The organism is Gemmatimonadota bacterium (assembly GCA_016719105.1).
Lineage (GTDB): Bacteria > Gemmatimonadota > Gemmatimonadetes > Gemmatimonadales > Gemmatimonadaceae > SCN-70-22.
Genome location: JADKAQ010000002.1, coordinates 97,752 through 118,532 on the forward strand (window position 1 = coordinate 97,752; position 20,781 = coordinate 118,532).

The following is a 20,781-nucleotide window of genomic DNA, read 5'->3' on the forward strand; positions in this document are numbered from 1 at the left end:
AAACCTGACACCCTAACGCGGCAGCTCAGTCCCGGTCAGGGACCCCGATCACAGTCGACGCTAAGGGTTCGCTAAACAGCGGCGCCAGCCGGGAAGCTCACGCGAAAGCGCGCCCCCCCCAGCACACTCTCGCCGACGGAGATGCGCGCGCCATGCTGATGCGCGATCCACTGCGCAATCGCCAGCCCCAGGCCGCTCCCCTCCGGGGCACGCTGCCGAGCGGCTTCGCCGCGAAAGAAGCGCTCGAATACGTGTTCGCGCTCCGCGGGGGGAATCCCGATCCCCGAATCGTCCACGTCGAGGATGGTGTGCCCCTTGTCGCTGCTCACGCGAACTTCGATGCGCCCGCCGCTCGGCGTGTAGTGCAGGGCGTTATGCAGCAACACCCCCAGCATGCGCCCCGTCAGCCGCACATCGAGGCGCGCCGGGGCCTCGTCGAGCGCCGCGACCTCCAGCGTGATCCCCCGTCGCCGCGCCTCCGCGTGCCACGGCGACAGCGCATCGCTCACCACGTCGTCCAGATAGCACGGCTGCAGCACCGCATCCACGCTCCCGGCGTCGGCCCGGGCCAGCTGCATCAACTCGTCGACGAGCGACGAGGCATGTCGCAGGTCCTCGTGGATTCGTTCAACCGACTGTCGGTCGTCAGGCGACGGCGGGAGGGCGAGTCGCGTCTCGGACTCGCCCAGCATGCGAGCCATCGGCGTGCGCAATTCGTGCGCGGCATCGGCGAGGAATCGCCGCTGTTGCGCGAGCGCCGAGTCGAGCCGGTCGAGCAGGGCGTTGAAGCGTCGCCCCAACCGTCCCAGCTCATCGTGCTCGTCGGCGATGGGGAGTCGCCCGGTCGGCGAGGTCGCGTCGATCTGTTCGGCGGCGGCCGCCATCATCCCCACCGGGCGCAGCGCACGCCCGGTGACGAGCCACCCCGCCAACGCCGCCAGCGCCACCGCGAGCGGGAGGGCCACGAGCGTCGCCTGGTCGATCCGCCGCTGCGCCATCGCCAGGTCGGCCACGCTGACGCGCAGCCGCAACTTCCACCCCGGCGCGAGGGCCGGCTCCAGCGCGGCCACATACGTGCGCACCGGAGGGCGCGGCATGGCGCGCGCGCTCGGAAGCCGGGCCTGCGCGAAGTTCGACGAATCGGGGCGGAGGAACTCGAGCCCCATCCCGGCGAAGACCAGCTCGCCCGCGATGTGCAGCAGCGTGGCGTCGACCTGATGGTACTCCGACAGCTCGGCCCGGAAGAACGAGCGCACCAGGTCGATGTTGCGTTGGACGGCGTCTTCGTGCTGCACCGCGAGCGCGCGACGCGCGATGCCGCGCATCGCGATGACCGACAGGAGGAGGAGGACGAAGACGCTCCCCGCGTACCACGCCGTCATGCGACGGCGAATGCGGGGGCTAGGCCTCACCGGGCGCGTGCGTGTCGCGGTTCCCCGAGTCGATAGCCCGCCCCGCGAATCGTGTGCAGGAGCGGCGATTCGTTAGGGTCGTCGACCTTCTTTCGCAACCGGGCAATGTAGACGTCAATGACGTTGCTCGCGGGGTCGTAGTTGTCATCCCAGGCGTGGGCGCTGATCTTCTCGCGCGTCACCACCTCGCCAGCGTGACGCATGAGGTACTCGAGCACGGCGAACTCCTTGCTCGTCAGCGAAATCTGTCGCCCGTTACGTTCGGCCATGCGCGTCCCCGTGTCGAGGGCGAGCTGGTCGACCCGCAGCGTCGTGGGGACGACCACCGCCGGGCGGCGCAGGAGGGCGCGCACGCGTGCCTCCAACTCGGCCAGCACGTACGGCTTGACCACGTAGTCGTCGGCGCCGAGGTCGAGACCGGCAATCCGGTCCTCGACCGTGTCGCGCGCCGTGGCCATCAGGATGCGGATCGCCGACCCCGACGCCCGCAGACGGCGGCACACCTCCAGCCCGTCGATCCCCGGCAGGCGGATATCCAGCACCGCCACGTCGTATTCGTTCATCGCCGCGAGGCGCATGGCATCCTCGCCCGACGGCGCTACATCGACGGCAAAGCCGGTCTTTCGCAGGTACGTCGCGGCCGATTCGGCGATTCGTGTGTCGTCTTCAACGAACAGGAGTCGCATTCGGGAGGTCCCGGGGCGGGGTGACTGTCGCGCGGCGAGACGATAGCTCACCGGTGCAGTAGATCCTAACCGGATTGAATGAACTCACGATGACTGCCCGGCGGTGAACCGGGCGAAACGGGGGCTCCCCGGGCTATTCGAGCACCCCCAGCGCCAGCGCGACCTTGCCGAAGGGGGCCGAGACCTGCACCCCCTGGACCTCGCTCCGCACGAGGGCCAGCATCTCGCGCGCGATGGCGATCCCCTCGGCGACCGCGTGCTCCGCCGACTGCCGGTTGGCCACGCGCATCCGTTCGAGGATCTCGTCAGGCACCACGACTCCGGGCACCTCGTTGGCCAGGAACTCGGCGTTGCGCAACGAGACCAGTGGCCAGATGCCGGCCACGATCGGGATGTGCGCCCCCCCGATCTCGCGCAGGAAGCGCTCGAGCTGGCGGGGGTCGAAGACCGGCTGCGTGATCGCGAACTCGGCCCCCGCTTCCACCTTGTAGTCGAAGCGTTCGCGCTCCACGGACGGGTCGATCGCCGCCGGGTTCACGCCGACGCCGATGGTGTAGCGTGTCGGGGCGCCGATCGGGTTGCCGCCGGGATCGAGCCCGCGATTGAGGTTGCGCACGAGGTTCGTGAGCCCGATCGAGTCGATGTCGAAGACCGCCGTTGCGTCGGGGTACGGCCCCATTTTTGGCGGGTCGCCCGTCACGAGCAGGAGGTTGTGCAGCCCCATGGCCGCCCCCCCCAGCAGGTCGGAGAGCATCCCCAGGAGGTTGCGGTCGCGGCAGGCATAGTGGCACACCGCCTCGATGCCGACCTGCTGCTCGATGAGGAGCGACGTCATCATCGCCCCCATCCGGCTCTGCGCGCGCGGCCCGTCGGGGACGTTCACCGCGTCTACGCCAGCCACCTTGAGCGCCCGCACGTCCTCGAGCATGCGCGTCGCATCCACGCCGCGCGGCGGCACGATCTCCACCGACGAGACAAACTCCCCGGAGACGAGCTTGCGTCCCCAGTTTGACCGGTCCGCCAGTGGTACTGGTGTCACCCCTGCATGCCGCACGACCCCGCGCTCGCCCCTCGCGAGCGCACTCCCGTCTCCCGTCTCCCGTCTCCCGTCTCGCGAAGAGCGAGGCACGAGCGGTCGAATCCCCTCCACCATCGCATGGATGTGCGCCGGCGTCGTGCCGCAACATCCGCCGATGACCTTGGCGCCGGCCTGCAGCAGGTGGCGCGCGTACGTCGCCATGTACTCGGGGCTCGCCATGTACATCTTGCGCCCCCCGACCTCGCGCGGCATGCCGGCGTTGGGCATCGCGCTCAGCTTGCGACGCGTGACCGCGGCCATGCGTTCGATCGCCTCGAGGATGATCTGCGGCCCCACCGAGCAGTTGAGCCCGATCACGTCGGCGCCTAACGCATCGAGTGAGCGCGCCACGTCCTCCGGTGTCACGCCGAAGACCGTGACGCCCTCCACGTCCACCGTCATCTGGGCGATGAGCGGGAGGGCAGGGGCCACCGCGCGGGCGGCCAGCACCGCCTGCGTCACCTCGTCCAGGTCGGCGAAGGTCTCGAGGATGAGGCAGTCGACCCCGCCGTCGCGCAACGCCGCGATCTGCTCCTCGAACGCTGCGCGCGCCTCCTCCAGGCTCGTCGGGCCATACGGCTCGAGGCGCACGCCTAACGGGCCGACGGCGCCCGCGACCAGCGCCGCATCGCCCGCCGCCTCGCGCGCCACGCGCGCGGCGGCACCGTTGATCGATGCGACCTCTCGCTCCAGCCCGAAGTGCGCCAGCTTGAACCGGTTGGCGCCGAACGAGTTCGTCTCCAGCACCTCGGCCCCCGCCTTCACGTACTCCTCGTGGACCCCGCGTACCAGGTCGGGCGCACGCAGCGAGAGTTCGTCGTAGCACTGGTTGATGAAGACGCCGCGCTGGTAGAGCATCGTCCCCATCGCGCCGTCGAAGACGATCACCGCATCCGGGTCCGTCAGGCGCGCCAGGAGTCGCTCGCGCGTGCGCGTGCCATTCGATACCACGGCGTCGGTCCCGATCGGGGCGCTCATGGTTGCACCGCCGTGGCCGGAGCCTCGGTGCGCTCGCTCCCTTCGCCCCGCACGGCGTAGTACTTCGCCTCGGGGTGATGGACGATCAGCGCCGCCGTGGATTGCTCGGGGATGAGCTGGCGTGCGCTGGTGAGCAGCATGCCTAACGCATCGGCCGGGAGGAGCCGAAAGACCGTGTCGTGGTCGTCCAGGTCCGGGCACGCCCCGTACCCCCACGAGTAGCGCTTCCCGCGCCCCGCTGGTACCCCCAGCTCGGCGCGAATCCGACGGTGCAGCCACTCGGCGGTCGCTTCTGCGGCCTCCACCGCCAGCCCATGTGAATAGAACGCCTCGCTGTATTCCCCCTTCGCCTGCAACGCCTCGAAGCGACGCGTCGCCTCGTCACCGACCGTCACCACCTGCAACCCGATCACGTCGACGTCCCCCGACTCCACCGACCGGAAGTAGTCCGCCAGGCACAACCGCTCCCGTCCCTCCTGGCGCGGGAAGTGGAAGCGCGCGATCTCGCGCAGCGACCCGCCGTCGGCGTCCCACGCGTCGGGGTCGTAGACGATGACGTCGTTCCCCTGCGACTGCACGGGGAAATAGCCGTAGGCCGCCTGCGGGACGAGCCACCCCTCGCGCACCGCCTCCTCCTTGAGGCGCGCCAGCGCGGGCTCGAACTCCGAGCGCACCGTCTCCCGGTACGCATCGCCCGATCCGCGCGCCCCCCACTGCAGGCGATACAGCTCGTCGAGGTCCAGCAGGTCGAAGACCTCGCCTAACGGGATGTCGCGCAGGATGCGCGTCCCGAGGAAGGGCGCCTCCGGCACCGCGTGATCGGCCGAGACGGCGCTGCGCGCGCCAGCCGAATCGCCGCGCGCCATGTCCTTGCCGACCGCGGTATTGAGGAAGACGTCGGACCGCGCGTCGGCCAGCGCCCGGTCCATGAAATCGCGCCGCGTGGACGGGTCCTGCAGCCGGTCCATCGTCTCCAATCCCTCGAAGGCGTCCTTGCAGTAGAAGACGCCGGACTCGTACGGCCGCTCGCCGTCGACGAAGAGCGCCCGGCGCCCGAAGCGCCGGTTGATCGCCGCCCCGCCGATCAGCACCGGCACCTGCACCCCGCGCCGGTCGAGCTCCTGCACGCACATCGGCATCTGTTTGGACGTGCTCACGAGGAGCGCCGAGAGCCCGATGGCGTCGGCGTTCACCTCGATCGCCTTTTCGATGATCGTGTTGACCGGGACCTGCTTCCCCAGGTCGTACACGGTGTAGCCGTTGTTGGAGAGGATCGTGTTCACCAGCGACTTGCCGATGTCGTGCACGTCGCCGTACACCGTGGCGAGCACCACGCGCCCCTTGGTGTATCCCTCCTGCTTCTCGAGGAACGACTCGAGATGCTTGACCGCCTTCTTCATCACCTCGGCGGATTGCAGCACGAACGGGAGGATGAGCTCCCCGGCGCCGAACTTGTCGCCGACCTCCTTCATGGCCGGCAGCAGCACCTCGTTGAGCACCTGCACCGGCCGCTCGCGTACCCCCGCCGCATCGAGCGCCCCCTCGATCCCCTCCTTCTTGCGGTGCACCACCATCCAGTGCACCCGCTGCTCCGGGGTCATCCCTTCGGTCGGATCGGCGCGCTCACTCGTCTTCTCGTCTTCCCGTCGTCCCGACTTCTCGAAGTATTCGATGAAGCGCTGCAGTGCATCCGCGCGCTTGTTGAAGACCAGGTCGTCCGCCAGCTGCCGTTCTTCCGTCGAGATCTCCGCGTACGGCGTCACGTGCGCCGGGTTCACGATCGCCGCGTCGAGTCCCGCCTGCACACAGTGGTGCAGGAAGACCGAGTTGAGCACGGCGCGCGCCTCGGGGGCGAGGCCGAAGGAGACGTTCGACACACCGAGGATCGTCAGGACTCCCGGCAGCTCCCGCTTGATGAGGCGAATCCCCTCGATCGTCTCGTGCGCCGAATCGATCCACTCGGCGTCACCGGTGGCGAGGGTGAAGGTCAGCGCGTCGAAGATGAGATCCGACGACTGCATCTCGTACTCGCCGACGACGATGTCGTGGATCGCGCGCGCCACCTCGAGCTTCCGCTCGCGCGTCTTGGCCATCCCGACTTCATCGATGGTGAGCGCGACGAGTGCGGCGCCGTGCGTGATCGCCATGGGGACGACGGAGTCGATGCGCGCGCGCCCGTTCTCCATGTTGATGGAGTTGATGATCGCGCGCCCCGGGATGTGTTCCAGCGCCGCCTGGATCACGCTCGCCTCGGTGGAGTCGACCATGATCGGCGTCTCGACCGACATCGAGAGGAGCTTGGTGACGGTCGCCATCTGCGCGGCTTCGTCGCCGCGCTCGGTGAGGGCCACGCAGACGTCCAGCACGTGGGCGCCGGACTCCGCCTGCTCGCGCGCGACCTCGAGGATCCCCTCGTAGTCGTCCGCCAGGAGCAACCGCTTGACCTTGCGCGACCCCTGCGCGTTGACGCGCTCGCCCACGAGGAGCGGGGGCGGCGACTGGTGCAGGGTGATGGCCCGCATCGCCGACGAGGCGCGCGGGACGGCGTGGTGCGCGCGGTGCAGGGAATTGGCACCGCCGGGAATGGAATGATGACGGGAGTCGGCGTGCGTGGCGCTAGCGTTGTTGTTGGGGGGGGCCCCCCGCTCGCCGTCCCCCGCTCCCGCCCGCACCCCCAACGCGTCCACCGCCGCACAGATCGCCTGCAGGTGCTCCGGCGTCGTCCCGCAGCACCCCCCCACGATCCGCACGCCGAAGTCGCGCACGAACTCCCCCAGCATCTCGGCCATCGCCGCCGGCTCCAGGGGATACACCGCGTCCCCCGTCCCCGTGTTCAACGGCAACCCCGCGTTGGGAATCACCGACACCGGCCGCGTCGCGTGCTGCGACAGGTAGCGCACCGGCTCGCGCATGTGCTCCGGCCCGGTCGAGCAGTTGAGCCCGATCACGTCCGCGCCTAACGACTCGAGCGTCGTCATCGCGCTGGCAATGTCCGTCCCCAGCAGCATGCGCCCGCTCGTGTCCAGCGTGATCTGCGCCTGCACCGGGATGCGGTAGCCCAACTCGCGAAAGAGCCGCGCAAAGCCGGCCAGCGCCGCCTTCACCTCGAGGATGTCCTGCGACGTCTCCACGAGCAGCACGTCGACCCCGCCCTCGATCAGGTACTTCGCCTGCGTGTAGTAGTCCTCGCTCAACGCCTCGAACGTCACGTTCGAGAGCGCCGGGTCGCTGCTCGACGGCAGCATCCCCGTGGGCCCGATCGACGCCGCGACGAAGCGCGGGCGCTCCGGCGTCGCGTACGTGTCGCACGCCGCGCGCGCCAGCCGCGCCGCCGCCACGTTGATCGCCTGCACCTTGTCCCCGAGCCCCCACTCCTCCAGCCGCCGCGGGGTCGACTGGAAGGTGCACGTCTCGACCACATCGCTCCCCACCGCCAGGAACGACTCGTGGATCGACTGGATCACGTCCGGGCGCGTGAGCACCAGATGATCGTTGCACCCTTCCAGCGACTTCCCGCCGTAATCCTCGGCGGTCAGGTGGTAACGCTGGATGTTCGTCCCCATCGCGCCGTCGTAGACCAGCACCCCGCGCGCGAGCGCGTCCAGGTAGCCGGATCGGACGGGGAGGTGGAAGGCGTTGGCCGTGTGGGACACCGGGTTCCTCTGCATAAAAAAATGCCCGGGCAGTGGTGCGCCGGGCGGGCGCTTTAGCGGAATGTTTTACGTGGCCGCAAGTTGCCGGGAAATCGCCACGATCCATCGATTGTCACCCCGCTGGTGCGCCCGTCACCCGAATGCGCGCCCCCGAGGTGCATGGAGGAATAGCGCGCTGAGGCCCGCCGGACAAGCGCACGGCGCTCGCGAAGCGCCCGCGCCGTTCATCGCCAGGGCCCGCGCTGCCTACGGTGCGCGGCGCGCCGGCGGGGTGTCGAAGCGCACGCGCCCACTCTCGCGTGCCCGTGCCTTGACGTACTGCGCCAGCGCCGCCAGCCGCTGCCGCTCGAGCGGCAACGCGAGGTCGGCCAACGTCTGCCGGGCGATGCCATGCGCCAACGCCAGGTTCCCCACCTGGTCGCTCGTCGTCCGATACAGGACGAAGGCCCCGCCCGACGCGAGCGGGATCCGCGACGCCGCCTCGCCGCTGTCGGCGGCCACCGACTCACGGTCGATCACGACCAGCAAGGGAGCGGCCTGTCGAGCCAACTCCTCGGCTTCCTCCACCGAGTGGGCGACCTTCACCTTGTGCCCAGCGCCGGCCAGCAGTTGGGCCAGCCCCTCGAGCAGGGCGTCGTCGGAACCGATCAGGATCAGCATCGGTCAGCCCTCTCCGGCCAGCTGTGCAACCGCCGCGACGCTCACCCCCAGCGCCTCGACGACCTTCGATCGGGACGACTCCCCCGACACGATGCGGATCATCCGGCGGGGCACGTCGAGCGAATCGGCGAGAAAGTCCACGAGGGCCTCATTGGCCGCCCCGTCCACGGGCGGCGCCTGCAATCGCACCTTGAGCGCTCCTTGCTGAATTCCCGCGACTTCCGATCGCGAGGCACGCGGCTGCACGCGCACCGAGAAGCGTACGCCCTCCCGCACGCTCCTGCACCGTGACCGCGCTCACGTCATCCCTACCAGGAACCCTTCGAGAAGTCCCAGCACCAGGTAGGCGATGATCGGCGTGATGTCGATCATCCCCAACGTCGGCACGATCTGTCGCAACGGCCGTAGGATCGGTTCCGACAGCGTGAAGGCCCAGCGCACCCAGCGGCTGTAGGGAGAGATGCGCACCCACGAACAGATGACGCGCACGATGAGCGCGAAGCGCAGGATGGCGAACGTCCATTGGATCAGCATCCGCAGGATCCCGCGCGACCCGTTCTGGGAGGCGAAGTAGAACGCCCCGATCTGCCCGCGGACGAAGTCGAACAGGCTGAGGAAGACGATCCCGCCGAGGACGACGACCCCCAGCGACCACCACGGGGCGCTCGAGGGCACGCCCCCACCACGCACGATCTGCCGCTCGATCGGCGCCATCAAGGGCTCCACGCTCTCGCGAAAGAAGCGCGCGACCTTGCCGAATGGATTCAGGCGGCGCGTGCGCACCAGCCAGTCCACGAAGCAGACGACGGCGAGTGCTGCACCGATGGCAAACAGCCCCAGACTGAGGGCGCGCCGGACGGCGTCGAGGGCGAGGAGAAACGAGGGCACGGTGAATTCTCGCGGAACGCGCGGGTGGCTTCAAGCGCGCACGGCCAGCCCAAGACGCTGGAGCGCGGCGAATCGCAGGCGTCAGATCGGGCGTTCCGGGCGAAAGAGCAGCTGGAGCGTCTTCGATACCCCCGACAGCCGCGCCAGGATCGACGGCCCATGCGCGAGCCGCACATACGCGTCGCCCCGCGCCGCCGAATCGGCGCCGTACCCGAACCACCAGGCCTGGCGCCAACTCGTGAACAGGTCGTCGACCACGGTGCGCGTTCGCACGCATTCCTCGAGCCCCATCGCCCCGTGCGCGCGCCCGGCGCCGCTCGCCTTCATGCCGCCGTGCGGCACCTCCGCAATCCCGGCCACCAGCGTCACGTCGTTGATCACCACGGTCCCCGCCTGCAGCTGCGCGGCGATGGCACGGGCGCGCGCGCGGTTGCGACTCCAGACGCTGGCGCTCAACCCGAACGGCGTGGAATTCGCCAGCGCGATCGCCTCGGCGTCGTCGCGGACCCGCACGATGGGAAGCAACGGACCGAACGTCTCCTCGCACAGGGCCCGTGCAGCTGGCGGGACGTCGAGCAGCAACGTCGGTGGAAAGACTCCCTCTGGATGCGTCCCGGCCGCACGCCATGCGCGCGCCCCGCGCGCCGTCGCGTCGTCCCCCTGGGCGGCCAGCGTCGTCGACTGCGAGGGTTGGATCAGCGGCCCCACATCAAACGATGCGGTGCCGGCGCCCTTGAGCTGCAGCGACCGCACGCGCTGCTGCATCGCGGCCACGAAGCGATCGTACACAGGGGCCGCCACGTACACGCGCTTGGGGGCCACGCACGTCTGCCCGCCGTTGGAGAACCGCCCCCAGGTGATCCCGCTCGCCGCATGCTCGACGTCGGCGTCGTCGCAGACAATCGCCGGGTCGCTCCCCCCGAGCTCCAGCGCGCAGGGGATGAACCGCTCGGCACAGGCATGCCCCACCTTGCGTCCCGTCGCCACCGAGCCGGTAAAGAAGACCTTGTCGATGTCGGACTGCACCAGCGCGGCGCCGACCGCCCCGTCCCCCTGCAGCACCTGCAGCACATCGGTGGGGACGCCGGCCGCGTGCAGCAGCTCCGCCAGCAGCGCCCCGCACGACGGGGTGAGTTCGGAGGGCTTGAGGACCACCGCATTGCCCGCCAATAGCGCCGGCACCACGACGCCGGCCGGGAGCATGAACGGATAGTTCCACGGCGAGATCACCGCGACCACACCGTGCGGCTCCTGCGCGATCGTGATCCGCTTGCGCCAGAGCGCCAGCGTGGCGGAGGTGAGGCGTCGCGGCGCCAGGAGGTCGGGGGCGAGGCGCAGGTAGAAGCGGGCGAGGTCCAGCGAGGTCGCCACCTCGGTCATCGTCGCCTCGGAGGCCGGCTTCCCGTTCTCTCGCGCGATCAGCTCTGCGACCTCCGCGCGTCGCTCGTACAGCGCCTGGCGAAAGCGCTCGATGAGGCGCGCGCGGGCGTCCACCCCCAGCGCCTGCCACGCGCGCTGCGCCACCGGGCGCGCGCGTAGCGGCGGGCACGGCGTCGGCTGCAACGCCCGGCGCAGCGCTCATGGTGGTTGAAACGGCGGGTGACGCGGCCAGGCTCATCCCTTACCCTCGGGTGAATCGTTCGGTCGTGCGCGCGCTCCGCCTGCACGACCGTCCCTCGGTCGCCATCGCGCCATGGTCCGGCACGTTGCCCCGCCGTCGTCAGCTTCGCCGGCATCGCGCACGCGCAGGAGCGCCGACGAACCGGCAAACTGCCGCACCACGGCAAAGTCGCGGCACGCCCGAGCGAGCAGTGCGTTGTGCTCCCTCGCATACACGCCAACCGGCGTCACCACCGCGTAGCGCACCTGTCGAGCGCGAAGGTACGCGGCGAGCGAATCGGGCGGCTCGCGCAGCCCCCGGTCCTGGTTGATCGACCGCCGACCGGAATGTACGAAGAACGCACGCTCCTTCGAAACGAAGAAGACGTCTCCGGGGGCGGTCGAGTCGCGCACCCAGCGCGCCAGCTGGAGCGCTTCCCGCTCCGGTTCGGAAAAGCAGGCTGGCGAGTCGATCGAATTGCGGCGGTCGCAGGCACGAACCGTCGCGGCGCGTTCCACGTCGCGTACCAGCGCTCCGCCCGTCAGCAGGAGCGTGAGTGCGGTCAGCAGCCCCCCTCTCGCCTTCGGCACATACCGATCGCTCACCCACGCGGCCCCTCCCAGCACCATCAGGAGCAACAGCGGGACGATCGGCGTCAGGAAGCGCCCCGCCTGGAAGCGCCAGACAAGAAGGAGGAGCAGGTACGGCACGAGGAAGGCGATCACCCCCATCCATCGCCGCCACAGCACGACCACCCCCGCCCCCCCGAGCGCGAGCGTGGCCGCGAGCCACCCCGCGTTGTCCACCGCGGTCCCCGCGACGGTCTGGACCGACAGCGCGGTGGGGATGTAGTTGGTGAGCATCACCTTCACGCGCGGTACCATGCGTCCCGCCATGTCGCGCACGAAGTGCAGCCCGGCGTCCCGCCCGCGCAGCCCGAGATCGGCGATGTACAGGCGCCGCGTGTCGGGATCGGGCTGGGCAAAGGTCCACGCGAGCCACGCACCGATCGTCAGAACCCCCAACGCTGCTGAAGAGCGCGGCCCGGCGGTAGCGCTTTCGGGCCACCCAGTAGCCGAAGATCGCCACCACGAAGACCACCCCGGCGGTCCGCGTGAGCGCCGCGAGGTACACCGCGATTCCTGCCAGCAACGCAAACCGGGGCGACTCGTCCTCTCGGGCCAGCGCCCAGAGCGCCAGCATCGTCAACAGGACGAAGGGAGCCTCGGCCATGAGGTTCCCGCCCATCCAGAGCATCGCCGGGTTGATCGCCAAGAGGAGTGCGGCCGGCAGCGCTACGGTGTCACCCAGTACGCGCCGCGTCCCATCGTAGAACAGGAGCAGCGCCCCGGCCGAGCAGAGCGCGACGAAGGCGATGAGGACGTCGAGGTTGTCGCCGAAGGGGGCCCCGACGATGGCCAACAGGACGGGAAAGAGGGGGGGGAAGCGGGCGTGCATCGGCGCCAGCACGTCCTGCACCTCCCGATACGAGAAGTGCCGCAGCTCCTGCGCAAGCAGGAGGTAGGCGGCATCGTCCTCACCCCAGGCAAAGCCGGGGGCGCGAAGCGACCAGGCGGCCACGGCATGTGCGAGGGCGACGACGAGCGCCACCTTCGGGGCCCACTCGTATCGCGTTCCGGCCCTCAGCATCCCGGTCCCCCCGCTCGTTTGGCGCCGCGCACCGCTCGCATCTCCCGTTCTCTCCCGGACGGTCGAGACCGTCAATGCAAGTTGTGAACCTCATCACGGAACCGCCCCGGGCCGCGGAGGTCCGGGGCACGGAAAGTGCCCGAGGCGAGGCGGAACCCCTGTGCCGTCACGAGGGGGCCCCTCGTCGGTCCTACAGCTTGGACCACGCTGCGTTTCTTCGCACCTTTCGCCAATGGCATCGATTCTACTGCGTCGCCTCGCGATGGCCGACACCCCGCAGGGGAAATTCCTGCGGTGGCTCTATCGCGGGGTGATCGACTTCACGCTTCCGACCCCGCGGCTCCTCGTCCGCCCGGTCCTCTACGTCTTTCTCGCGCTCCGGCAGGCGTACTACTTCGTCTTTCGCGTCTTCGTCTGCGAACCGCTCTTCAAGGCGTCCTGCTCCAAGGTCGGCCAGCGTGTCCGCTGCGGCCCGTTCGTGCAGTGGGTGCAGGGGGCCGGTCGCATCGAGATCGGCGACGACGTCGCCATCCACGGGAAGGCGTCGTTCACCTTCGGCAGCCGCTATTCGGATGACCCGGTGATCTCCATCGGATCGCACTCGCACATCGGGCACAACTGCGCCTTCGTCGCCGGGCGGTCGATCACCATCCACGAGTACTGCCAGATGGCGCCCGACGTCGTCGTCTTCGACGTCAGCGGCCACCCGTCAGACCCGGCCGCGCGCGAACGCGGCGAACCGGCCCCCGACGAGTCGGTGAAGCCGGTCGTGATCGAACGCAATGTCTGGATCGGGCGCCGGGCGATGATCTACCCGGGGGTCACGGTCGGCGAGAACTCCGTGATCGGGGCCAACTCGGTGGTCATGAGCTCCGTGCCACCCAATTCCCTCGTCATGGGGAATCCCGCGCGGCGCGTGGGGACGGTCTGACCGACGGTGCCGGGGCGATGGCCCCGACACACCCGTCCCCGCACGAGGTTACGACAGCTGCTGCTGGAAGTGCGCGACGATGACGGGAAACGAACGCAGCGTCGGCATCACGTCGTCGGAGAGATGTACCTCGAACTCTTCTTCCAGGCCGAACACGAGGTTGGCGTGCCCGATCGAGTCCCACCCCGCGACGTCGGACTGCTGCGCAGTATCGGCGATTGAATCCGGAGCAACGTTGAATGTCAGCGCCATGACCTTCCTGACACGCTCCGCGATCGATTCCGGCAAGGTAAACCTCCAAGTTGCATCTGATTAGCCTGACCTGACGATGAAGCTACTCGACGCCCTTCGCATCATCAACGCGCCGTCCGATCCCGACCGTCCGACGCGCGACTTCATACTGGCGACCGGATTCACCCCGCTCGCCCTCGAGACCTTCTTCCACGCCGAACTGCGCGAGCGCGTGGCGGGGGCCAACGTGCGGGTCTCCTCCGGGCGCTTCGGCGACCTTCCCGGCAATCTCGAACGCGCCACCGCGGCCCGCCCCGACGGCGTCGCTCTCGTCATCGAGTGGGCCGATATCGATCCGCGGCTCGGGATGCGCGGGCGCGGCACGCTGACGAACGCCGAGGCGTCGGCCGAACTCCTGGCCAGCGCGGAGGAGTCGCTGACGCGCCTGCAGCGACGCATCGCGGCCCTGGCCGAGGTCGCGCCGGTGGCCGTCGCCCTCCCGACGCTCCCCCTCCCGCCGTACTTCCTCGACCCGTCGCACGTGGTCGGGGCCACGCGACTCAAGCTGCACGCCATCGTCGCCGCCTTCGCGGCGACGGTCGGTGCGCTCCCCCGCGTCCGGGTGGCCGACGTTGCGGCTGCCGGCGTTGCGCCTGACGGCCGAGACGTGGCCTCGGAGCTGCATGCGGGCTTTCCCTACAAGCGCGAGCACGCCTCGCGCGTCGCCGCCGCGCTCGCCCACGCCCTGTGGCCCGCGCCGCCCCGGAAGGGACTCATCACCGACCTCGATGACACGCTCTGGCGTGGCATCCTCGGCGAAGTCGGCATCGACGGCGTGAGCTGGACGCTGGAGCAGGGCGCGCAGGTGCACATGCTCTATCAGCAGGTCCTCGCCAACCTCATGGCGTCGGGCGTGCTGGTGGCCGTGGCCACCAAGAACGACCCCGCGTTCGTGCAGGAGGCGTTCAAGCGGACCGACTTCGTGGTACCTACCGATCGCCTCTATCCGGTGCGCGCGGGCTGGGGGCGCAAGTCGGTGGAGGTCGCGGAGATCCTGCGCGTCTGGAATATCGGCGCCGACAGCGTCGTCTTCGTCGACGACAGCCCGCTCGAGCTGGCCGAGGTGACCGCGGCGCATCCCGGGGTCGAGGGGCTGCGCTTCCAGCCCGACAACCCCGCCGAGGTGGTGGCGCTGCTCGAGCGGCTCACGGCGATGTTCGGTCGCGACGCCGTGCGCGCCGAGGACCTCCTGCGCGCCGAGAGCATCCGCAACGCCGCCGTGCTCCGCGAGGCGGTCGAGGGGCAGGACGCCGACGACGTCGAGGCCTTCCTCGGGTCGTTAGGCGCCCGGCTCACCGTCACCATCAACACCGACACCTCCGACGCCCGCGCCTTCGAACTGGTGAACAAGACCAACCAGTTCAACATCAACGGGCGGCGATACGGAGAGGCCGAGTGGCACCATGCCCTCGAACGCCCAGGCGCGTTCCTGGCCACTGTGTCGTACGAGGATAAGTTCGGGCCGCTCGGCAAGATCGCCATCGTCACCGGGGCGCGTGACGGGGATGGGGCGCGCATCGAGTCGTGGGTGCTCAGCTGCCGGGCCTTCGCACGTCGCATCGAGCACGCCACGATGGACATCCTGTTCGAACGGCTCGGCGTCGATCGCCTCACCCTCGACTTCGTGCGGACGCCGCGCAACGGTCCGTCGGTCGAGTTCGCGGCCATCTTCGGCGACGTGCCCGAGACGAGCGGCGATGTCGTCGTCACGCGCGCCCGATTTGCCGAGGTCTCCCCAACGTTGTATCACGCAAGGTCGGTCAACGCGGAGGACGCCGCCGGCGCGTTAGGCTCGGCCGGGGGCACGTCGACGGCAGGGGCCGGGCAGGCCGCGGCCGGAGGCGCCTGATCGTGCGCCTGCATCACTTGGGGTTCGTCGGGCGTGACCTGGCCACGCTGCAGCGCCGCTTTGGCGCGGAGTGCGAGCCGCTGACGGAGGCGATCGCCGACCCGATCCAGCGCGTGGTGGTGCAGTTTTACCGTGAGCGGGCGAGTGGGGACGTGTGGGAGATCGTTGCCCCGCTCACCACCGTAGAGGACTCGCCGCTCGCCGGCCGCATCGCCCGCGGCGGCGGGCTCGATCATGTCTGCTACGAGCTCGAGGACGGCGACGGGACCATCGAGGCCGTCGTGGCCGCGGCGCGCGCGCAGGGGGCGCAGGTCACCTGCCCGCCGGTGTATGCCGCCGCCTTCGAGCGCCGCGTCGCCTTCGTCCTCTTTCGGTCGGGACGGCTCGTGGAGTACGTGGAACCGCGACCACCGGGCCGCGTCGTCTAGCCCCGCCAGCCGCGTCGGGCGGCGCTAGCGATCCTCACGTCACGCCGTCGCCGCGTCGTCACGCTCCGTCGCCGCGGCCACCGCCGCCGCATCGGCCGCGGCGCCGCCCCCTGTACCGCGCACGCTCGCCAGCAGGCGCTTCATGCGCCCCAACTGCGGATAGACGGTCACCGCACCGTACACCACCACCCCGATGGCCACCAGCGCACCGGTGCGCCACGCATTCGGCATCCCCTGCGGCAGGAGGATGCGCGCGGCCAGCACGGCGGCCGCCATCGCCAGCGCCCCACGCAGCGACGGCCAGAGCACGTGCAGGTACGGTCCCCGTTCCAGCTGGATCGCCGCGAACGTGCGCTTGTACAGCGGGATCGTGAAGATCGGATACACGATGATCCACGCGGCCGCGATCCCCGCCGGACCAAAGCGACTCCCGATGAGGAAGCCGATGGGGAGCGCGACCGCCGTCCACACGCCGAGCCACATCGTCCACTTCGTGTCCCCCTTCACCGTCAGGACCTGGGGGAGGACGGTGACCAGCGACCGGTACGACGCGTAGATCGACAGCAGCTGCAACGGAACGATCGCCGCCGACCACTCCGGGCCGAGGATGAGTCGCACGAACTCCGGGGCGACCAGCGCCAGCCCGAACGTCGCCGGGAGCGTGAGGAACGCCAGCCCTTCCGTGATGTTGAGCAGGATCCCCCGCATGGTGCGGTTGTCGTCCTGCGCCGCGGCGAAGTAGGCCGGCGTCACCCGCGCAATCATCGCGCTGATCTTGTCGATCGGGATGCTGGCGAACTGCCAGGCCAGCGTGTAGGCCCCCAGCACCGACTTGCCGAACACCAACCCGGCCACCGCAAAGTCGGCGTTTGTGTACAGGTACCAGGCCAGGCGGCTGATCAGGACGTGGGAGCTGAACTGTAGCGCGCCGCCGAGACTGTCGCGTCGCGGCCACGCAAATCGCTCCGGGCGCGCCATCCATGTCAGGATCGTGCCAACCGTCTGGCTCACCACCGCGCCAATCACCAGCGTCCACACCCCGAATCCGAGCAGGGCGAAGACCACGTTGGCGATCGCAAACACGACGCTCTGGAGCGTCTCGAGGATGGCCAGGCGGCGAAAGAGCAGGTCACGTTGCAGCTGTGCCGTCGGGACGATGCGCAGCGCCGACAGCACGAACGTTGAACTCATCGCCACGATGATCATCGGCAGCTGTTTCTCCCGATAGATCCATCCCAGCGGCCAGGCGGCGGCACACGTCAGCAACGCCCCCACGACCCCAAGCGCGAGGGCGATGGTGTTGAGCTGGCGGTTCTGCTCCGCGCTGAGCTTCCGCAGGCTGATGATCGCCGTCCCGAGGCCGAACTCCGTGAGCGTGCTCACCAGGCCAAGGAAGACCGACGCCATCCCGATCAATCCATATGGATCGGGCCCCAGCAGATTCGCCACGAGCAGGGTACTCGACCAGCCGAGCAGCTGCGTGGCCCACTTCGCGCCGCCGGTCCAGGCGATGCCGCGAAGCAGCGAACGATCAAGGCCGGCCGCCGGCGGAGGAGCGCTGACCGGTGGGGGCGATTCAGAGACGAGATCTGCCATGTTTTCCAGCCAACGGGAGCAAGCCGCGGGCCAGCGAGCGCCCACGCAGTGGACCACCCCACACGAGCCCGCCGGCCTCTCTTCGGCCGCCCTGCGACGACCGACGATCCCCCCTCCGAACTGTCACGGGTCGGTGCATGGCCTCACCTTGTGGGTGGCACGATCCTTGACATCCGAATCGGGATAAGTCGCATACCGATAATGACCACGACATTGCCCTCCGCCGCGCCCGTCGCCCTGCAGCGCATCGATCGCTTCGTCGGTCGAACCATGAACTGGTTCTACGACCACATGCGATTCGTCCCGCGGCATCGCCCCGTGGTCATCTGCGATGTGCTCGAGAACCGCGCCGAGTTCCCCGAACTCGATGCCATCCTGCTCGACCCTGCCCGTCTCGGGCCCCGCATCTGGAATCGCCTCAACAAGACGTCGCTCTTCCCCCCCGATGCCTCGCGCCTGCGACGCCTGCAGGCCAAGGTCTTCCACTCGCATCTGGGGTACGTCGCGACCGAGGACCGGCGGCTCGTGCACTCGCTCGACCTCCCCTGGGTCGTCTCCTACTACGGCGCCGACGTCTACCTGCTGGGGCGAGACCCCGTCTGGGTTCGCAACTACCAGTGGGTTTTCAAGCGCGCCTCGAAGGTCCTCTCGCTCGGCCCCGCCATGTCCGCCGGACTCGAAGCGATCGGCTGCCCGGCAGAGAAAATCGTCATTCACCCGCTCGGCGTCGACGCCGTTGCGCTGCGCAACCAACCGCGCGTACGCGCTCCCGGGGAGCCCCTTCGCATCCTCTTTGCCGGGACCTTCCGCGAAAAGAAGGGGGCGCGCTATCTCATCGAAGCCGCTCACGTCCTCAAGACGCGCGGCGTCCCGTTGACGCTGACCCTCGTTGGCGATGCCGCTGGACGTCCCGGCGACCAGCAGACCAAGGAGGAGATCTTCTCCCTGCTGGCCAAGTACGGACTCGACTCCGTGTGCACGCAGCACAAGTGGCTCAGCTTCGAGAAGCTCATCGACGTCGGACTCGCGTCGCATGTCTTCGTCGTCCCCAGCGTCACCGCCGAGGATGGGGATGCCGAAGGGTCCCCCGCCGTGATGGGACAGATGATGGCGACCGGGATGCCCACCGTCGCCACGCGACACTCCGACATTCCATACACGTTCGGCCCCTACGCCGATCGTCTCGTCCCCGAGCGCGATCCCATGGCACTCGTCGAGCGCCTGCAGCGCTACTACGACGAGCCCGAGACGATGACCCGCGAGGGGCTGGAGTACCGCGCGCATATCCTGGCGACCTTCGATACGCGGATCTGCGCGGGTGCCCTGAGTTCGGTCTACGACACCCTGTAGCATGCGCGTCGCGACTCCCTCAGCAGCCGAGATGCACGCCGAACCGACGCCACGGGCCTCGGTCGCGCCGGCGTCGCTCTCGCTGGTCACCGTGCTCGCGGTGGCGCTGATCCTGGGGGGATTCGCCACCGTGGCCTGGGTGACGCGCACGCCCGGCGTCACGCACAGCAATGACGACGCGCTGTACATGCTGCTCGGCGACCAGCTCACGCACTTCTCGTATCGCGAGCTCTTCAAGGTCGGCGCCCCGCGGCACGGCCAGTATCCACCGCTCTGGCCCGCGCTGTTGGGCCTCACGCAGTTCGTCACCGGCGGCAGCGAGACGGCGCGCTTTCTCCTGGTGACCGCACTGATGACCGGGGCGCTCGCCCTGTTCTTCGACCTCGCCAGGCGCCTGCTGCCGTTGCGGCTGGCGGTGCTCGTCCTCGCCGCGGCGGCCTGCAACCCGTTCACCATCCTCTCGGCCGGACGGGTGATGTCCGAAGCGGCATTCCTCTTCTGGACCATCCTCTGCCTGTGGGCCTTGCAGCGGGCGCGGGCCTCGGGCGACGACCGGCGCTTCCTTTTCCTGGCGGCGCTCGCAGCCCTGGCCGCGGCGCTCACGCGAACGATCGGCCTCACCCTGCTGGCCGGGGTGGTCGGCGCCTGGCTCCTGCAGCGTCGGTGGCGCTCGGCGGCCCTGCTTGCCACGCTCACCGGCGTTCTCGTGGGGGGCTGGCTTGCCTGGACGCTGTTCAATCACGAAGGGGTGGTCGGGCGCTCGTACGTCGCCGACGCGGCGCAGGTGACGCAGGACAAGTCGGTGGGGAGCGGGACGGCTTCACCGGTGGTCGTGATGGCCCGCAAGGTGGCCCTGCGCGTACGATTGCAGCTCACGGATCTCATCCCGTCGGGGCTCCCGTTTCCCACGCTCGAGGGGACGGTCGTCGACAACGTCGCCTGGCTGCTCGTGACGCTCGTCCTCGGCGCCTTCGGCGCCGCGGCCTACTGGCGACTCCTCCCGGCTGCGATCCTGTACGTGCTCGCATATTGCGCCCTGCTCTCGGTCTGGCCCTGGGCGCCGCGGCGGTTCTTCGTCCCGTTGCAGCCGCTCATCCTCCTCGGCTTTGTGCTCGGGGCCCTCGAGATGCGGCGCCTGTGGAAACCGATGGCGCGGCTCAGCGAACCCCTCGCGGTCGCACTCGTCGCCATCGTGGTCTCGGCTGGCGTGCCGCAAGTCGTGGCCAACGCCCAACAGGGGCTCCGCTGCGATCGCCAGGCCATGTGGACGTCGGACGGCTGCTACAACGCCGACCAGCGCGCCTTCTTTGCCGCGGTCACCTACGCACGCGATTCACTGCCCACGACCGCGCGCTACCTGGTCGAGCGCGAGACCGCCTTCGCCTATCACACCGGGCGCACGGTGCAGCACGCGCAGATGCCGCTCCGCTTCTCGGACGAGGACTTCCGCGCCTACCTCAGGAACGAGCGCATCGAGTACATCGTCCTGACGCGCCTCACCGAGTCCGAGGTGAGCAGCGTCGTCCCGAAGCTGCTGCGCAATTGCCAGTACCTTGCGATCGAGCGCGTCTTCGAGCCCACCGGGCGCATGTACCGGCTGCTGTCCGCACCGGCGCCGGCAGCGGCCAACGCCTGCGCCGACCTGCAGCGCGGAATCGGCGGTCCACCCAGGTGACGACGGCGCGATTCGCCGCTCGTTAGGTCACCGGCATGTCGGCGCCCCGTTTGTGT

General features: G+C 69.4%; 16 protein-coding genes and 1 riboswitch. Of the genes, 5 read left to right on the plus strand and 11 right to left on the minus strand.

All coding sequences use genetic code 11. The annotated features are described in order from the left end of the window. Positions 1-71: 71 nt before the first annotated feature. The 9 genes from IPN47_04080 to IPN47_04120 form a co-directional block, all read right to left on the minus strand. Positions 72-1,382, minus strand: coding sequence for a HAMP domain-containing histidine kinase (locus IPN47_04080; GenBank protein ID MBK9407225.1), 1,311 nt, complete (start codon positions 1,380-1,382; stop codon positions 72-74). 26 nt (positions 1,383-1,408) lie between these two features. Then, positions 1,409-2,098, minus strand: a complete 690-nt coding sequence (locus IPN47_04085; GenBank protein ID MBK9407226.1) for a response regulator transcription factor — start codon at positions 2,096-2,098, stop codon at positions 1,409-1,411. A gap of 133 nt (positions 2,099-2,231) precedes the next feature. Beyond that, positions 2,232-4,154 carry a bifunctional homocysteine S-methyltransferase/methylenetetrahydrofolate reductase gene (locus tag IPN47_04090; GenBank protein ID MBK9407227.1) on the minus strand — a complete coding sequence of 641 codons (1,923 nt, stop codon included), beginning with the start codon at positions 4,152-4,154 and terminating at the stop codon, positions 2,232-2,234. Beyond that, positions 4,151-7,822, minus strand: coding sequence for a homocysteine S-methyltransferase family protein (locus IPN47_04095; protein MBK9407228.1), 3,672 nt, complete (start codon positions 7,820-7,822; stop codon positions 4,151-4,153). The genes IPN47_04090 and IPN47_04095 overlap by 4 nt, the downstream gene beginning before the upstream one ends. A gap of 17 nt (positions 7,823-7,839) precedes the next feature. Further along, positions 7,840-7,916, minus strand: a riboswitch (SAM riboswitch). Positions 7,917-8,053: 137 nt separating this feature from the next. Next, complete coding sequence (locus tag IPN47_04100; protein ID MBK9407229.1) at positions 8,054-8,467, minus strand: hypothetical protein; 414 nt, start codon at positions 8,465-8,467, stop codon at positions 8,054-8,056. Positions 8,468-8,470: 3 nt separating this feature from the next. Further along, positions 8,471-8,743, minus strand: a complete 273-nt coding sequence (locus tag IPN47_04105; protein MBK9407230.1) for a DUF167 domain-containing protein — start codon at positions 8,741-8,743, stop codon at positions 8,471-8,473. A 21-nt stretch (positions 8,744-8,764) separates the two neighbouring features. Then, positions 8,765-9,355 (minus strand): YggT family protein, encoded by a 591-nt coding sequence (locus tag IPN47_04110; protein MBK9407231.1) that lies wholly within the window; start codon positions 9,353-9,355, stop codon positions 8,765-8,767. 81 nt (positions 9,356-9,436) lie between these two features. Continuing rightward, positions 9,437-10,879, minus strand: coding sequence for an aldehyde dehydrogenase family protein (locus IPN47_04115; protein ID MBK9407232.1), 1,443 nt, complete (start codon positions 10,877-10,879; stop codon positions 9,437-9,439). A gap of 196 nt (positions 10,880-11,075) precedes the next feature. After that, positions 11,076-12,605 carry a glycosyltransferase family 39 protein gene (locus IPN47_04120; protein ID MBK9407233.1) on the minus strand — a complete coding sequence of 510 codons (1,530 nt, stop codon included), beginning with the start codon at positions 12,603-12,605 and terminating at the stop codon, positions 11,076-11,078. A gap of 232 nt (positions 12,606-12,837) precedes the next feature. On the opposite strand from IPN47_04120, the gene IPN47_04125 reads away from it, so the two are divergent. After that, entirely contained in the window at positions 12,838-13,536 is a 699-nt protein-coding gene (locus IPN47_04125; GenBank protein MBK9407234.1) for an acyltransferase, read from the plus strand. A gap of 48 nt (positions 13,537-13,584) precedes the next feature. Here IPN47_04125 and IPN47_04130 read toward each other — a convergent pair whose 3' ends face one another. Then, a complete protein-coding gene (locus IPN47_04130; GenBank protein ID MBK9407235.1) occupies positions 13,585-13,788 on the minus strand; it encodes an acyl carrier protein in 204 nt (67 codons plus the stop codon). 76 nt (positions 13,789-13,864) lie between these two features. Here IPN47_04130 and IPN47_04135 point away from each other — a divergent pair, with 76 nt between their 5' ends. After that, positions 13,865-15,676 (plus strand): HAD-IIIC family phosphatase, encoded by a 1,812-nt coding sequence (locus tag IPN47_04135; GenBank protein ID MBK9407236.1) that lies wholly within the window; start codon positions 13,865-13,867, stop codon positions 15,674-15,676. Positions 15,677-15,678: 2 nt separating this feature from the next. Beyond that, positions 15,679-16,104, plus strand: a complete 426-nt coding sequence (locus IPN47_04140) for a VOC family protein (GenBank protein MBK9407237.1) — start codon at positions 15,679-15,681, stop codon at positions 16,102-16,104. A 39-nt stretch (positions 16,105-16,143) separates the two neighbouring features. Here the strand turns inward: IPN47_04140 and IPN47_04145 are convergent, their stop codons facing one another. Then, positions 16,144-17,700, minus strand: a complete 1,557-nt coding sequence (locus IPN47_04145; protein MBK9407238.1) for a lipopolysaccharide biosynthesis protein — start codon at positions 17,698-17,700, stop codon at positions 16,144-16,146. A gap of 201 nt (positions 17,701-17,901) precedes the next feature. On the opposite strand from IPN47_04145, the gene IPN47_04150 reads away from it, so the two are divergent. Further along, complete coding sequence (locus tag IPN47_04150) at positions 17,902-19,050, plus strand: glycosyltransferase (GenBank protein ID MBK9407239.1); 1,149 nt, start codon at positions 17,902-17,904, stop codon at positions 19,048-19,050. Between the two features lie 31 nt (positions 19,051-19,081). Then, positions 19,082-20,725: a hypothetical protein gene (locus IPN47_04155; GenBank protein MBK9407240.1), complete on the plus strand. Its 1,644-nt coding sequence runs from the start codon at positions 19,082-19,084 to the stop codon at positions 20,723-20,725. Positions 20,726-20,781: the final 56 nt, after the last annotated feature.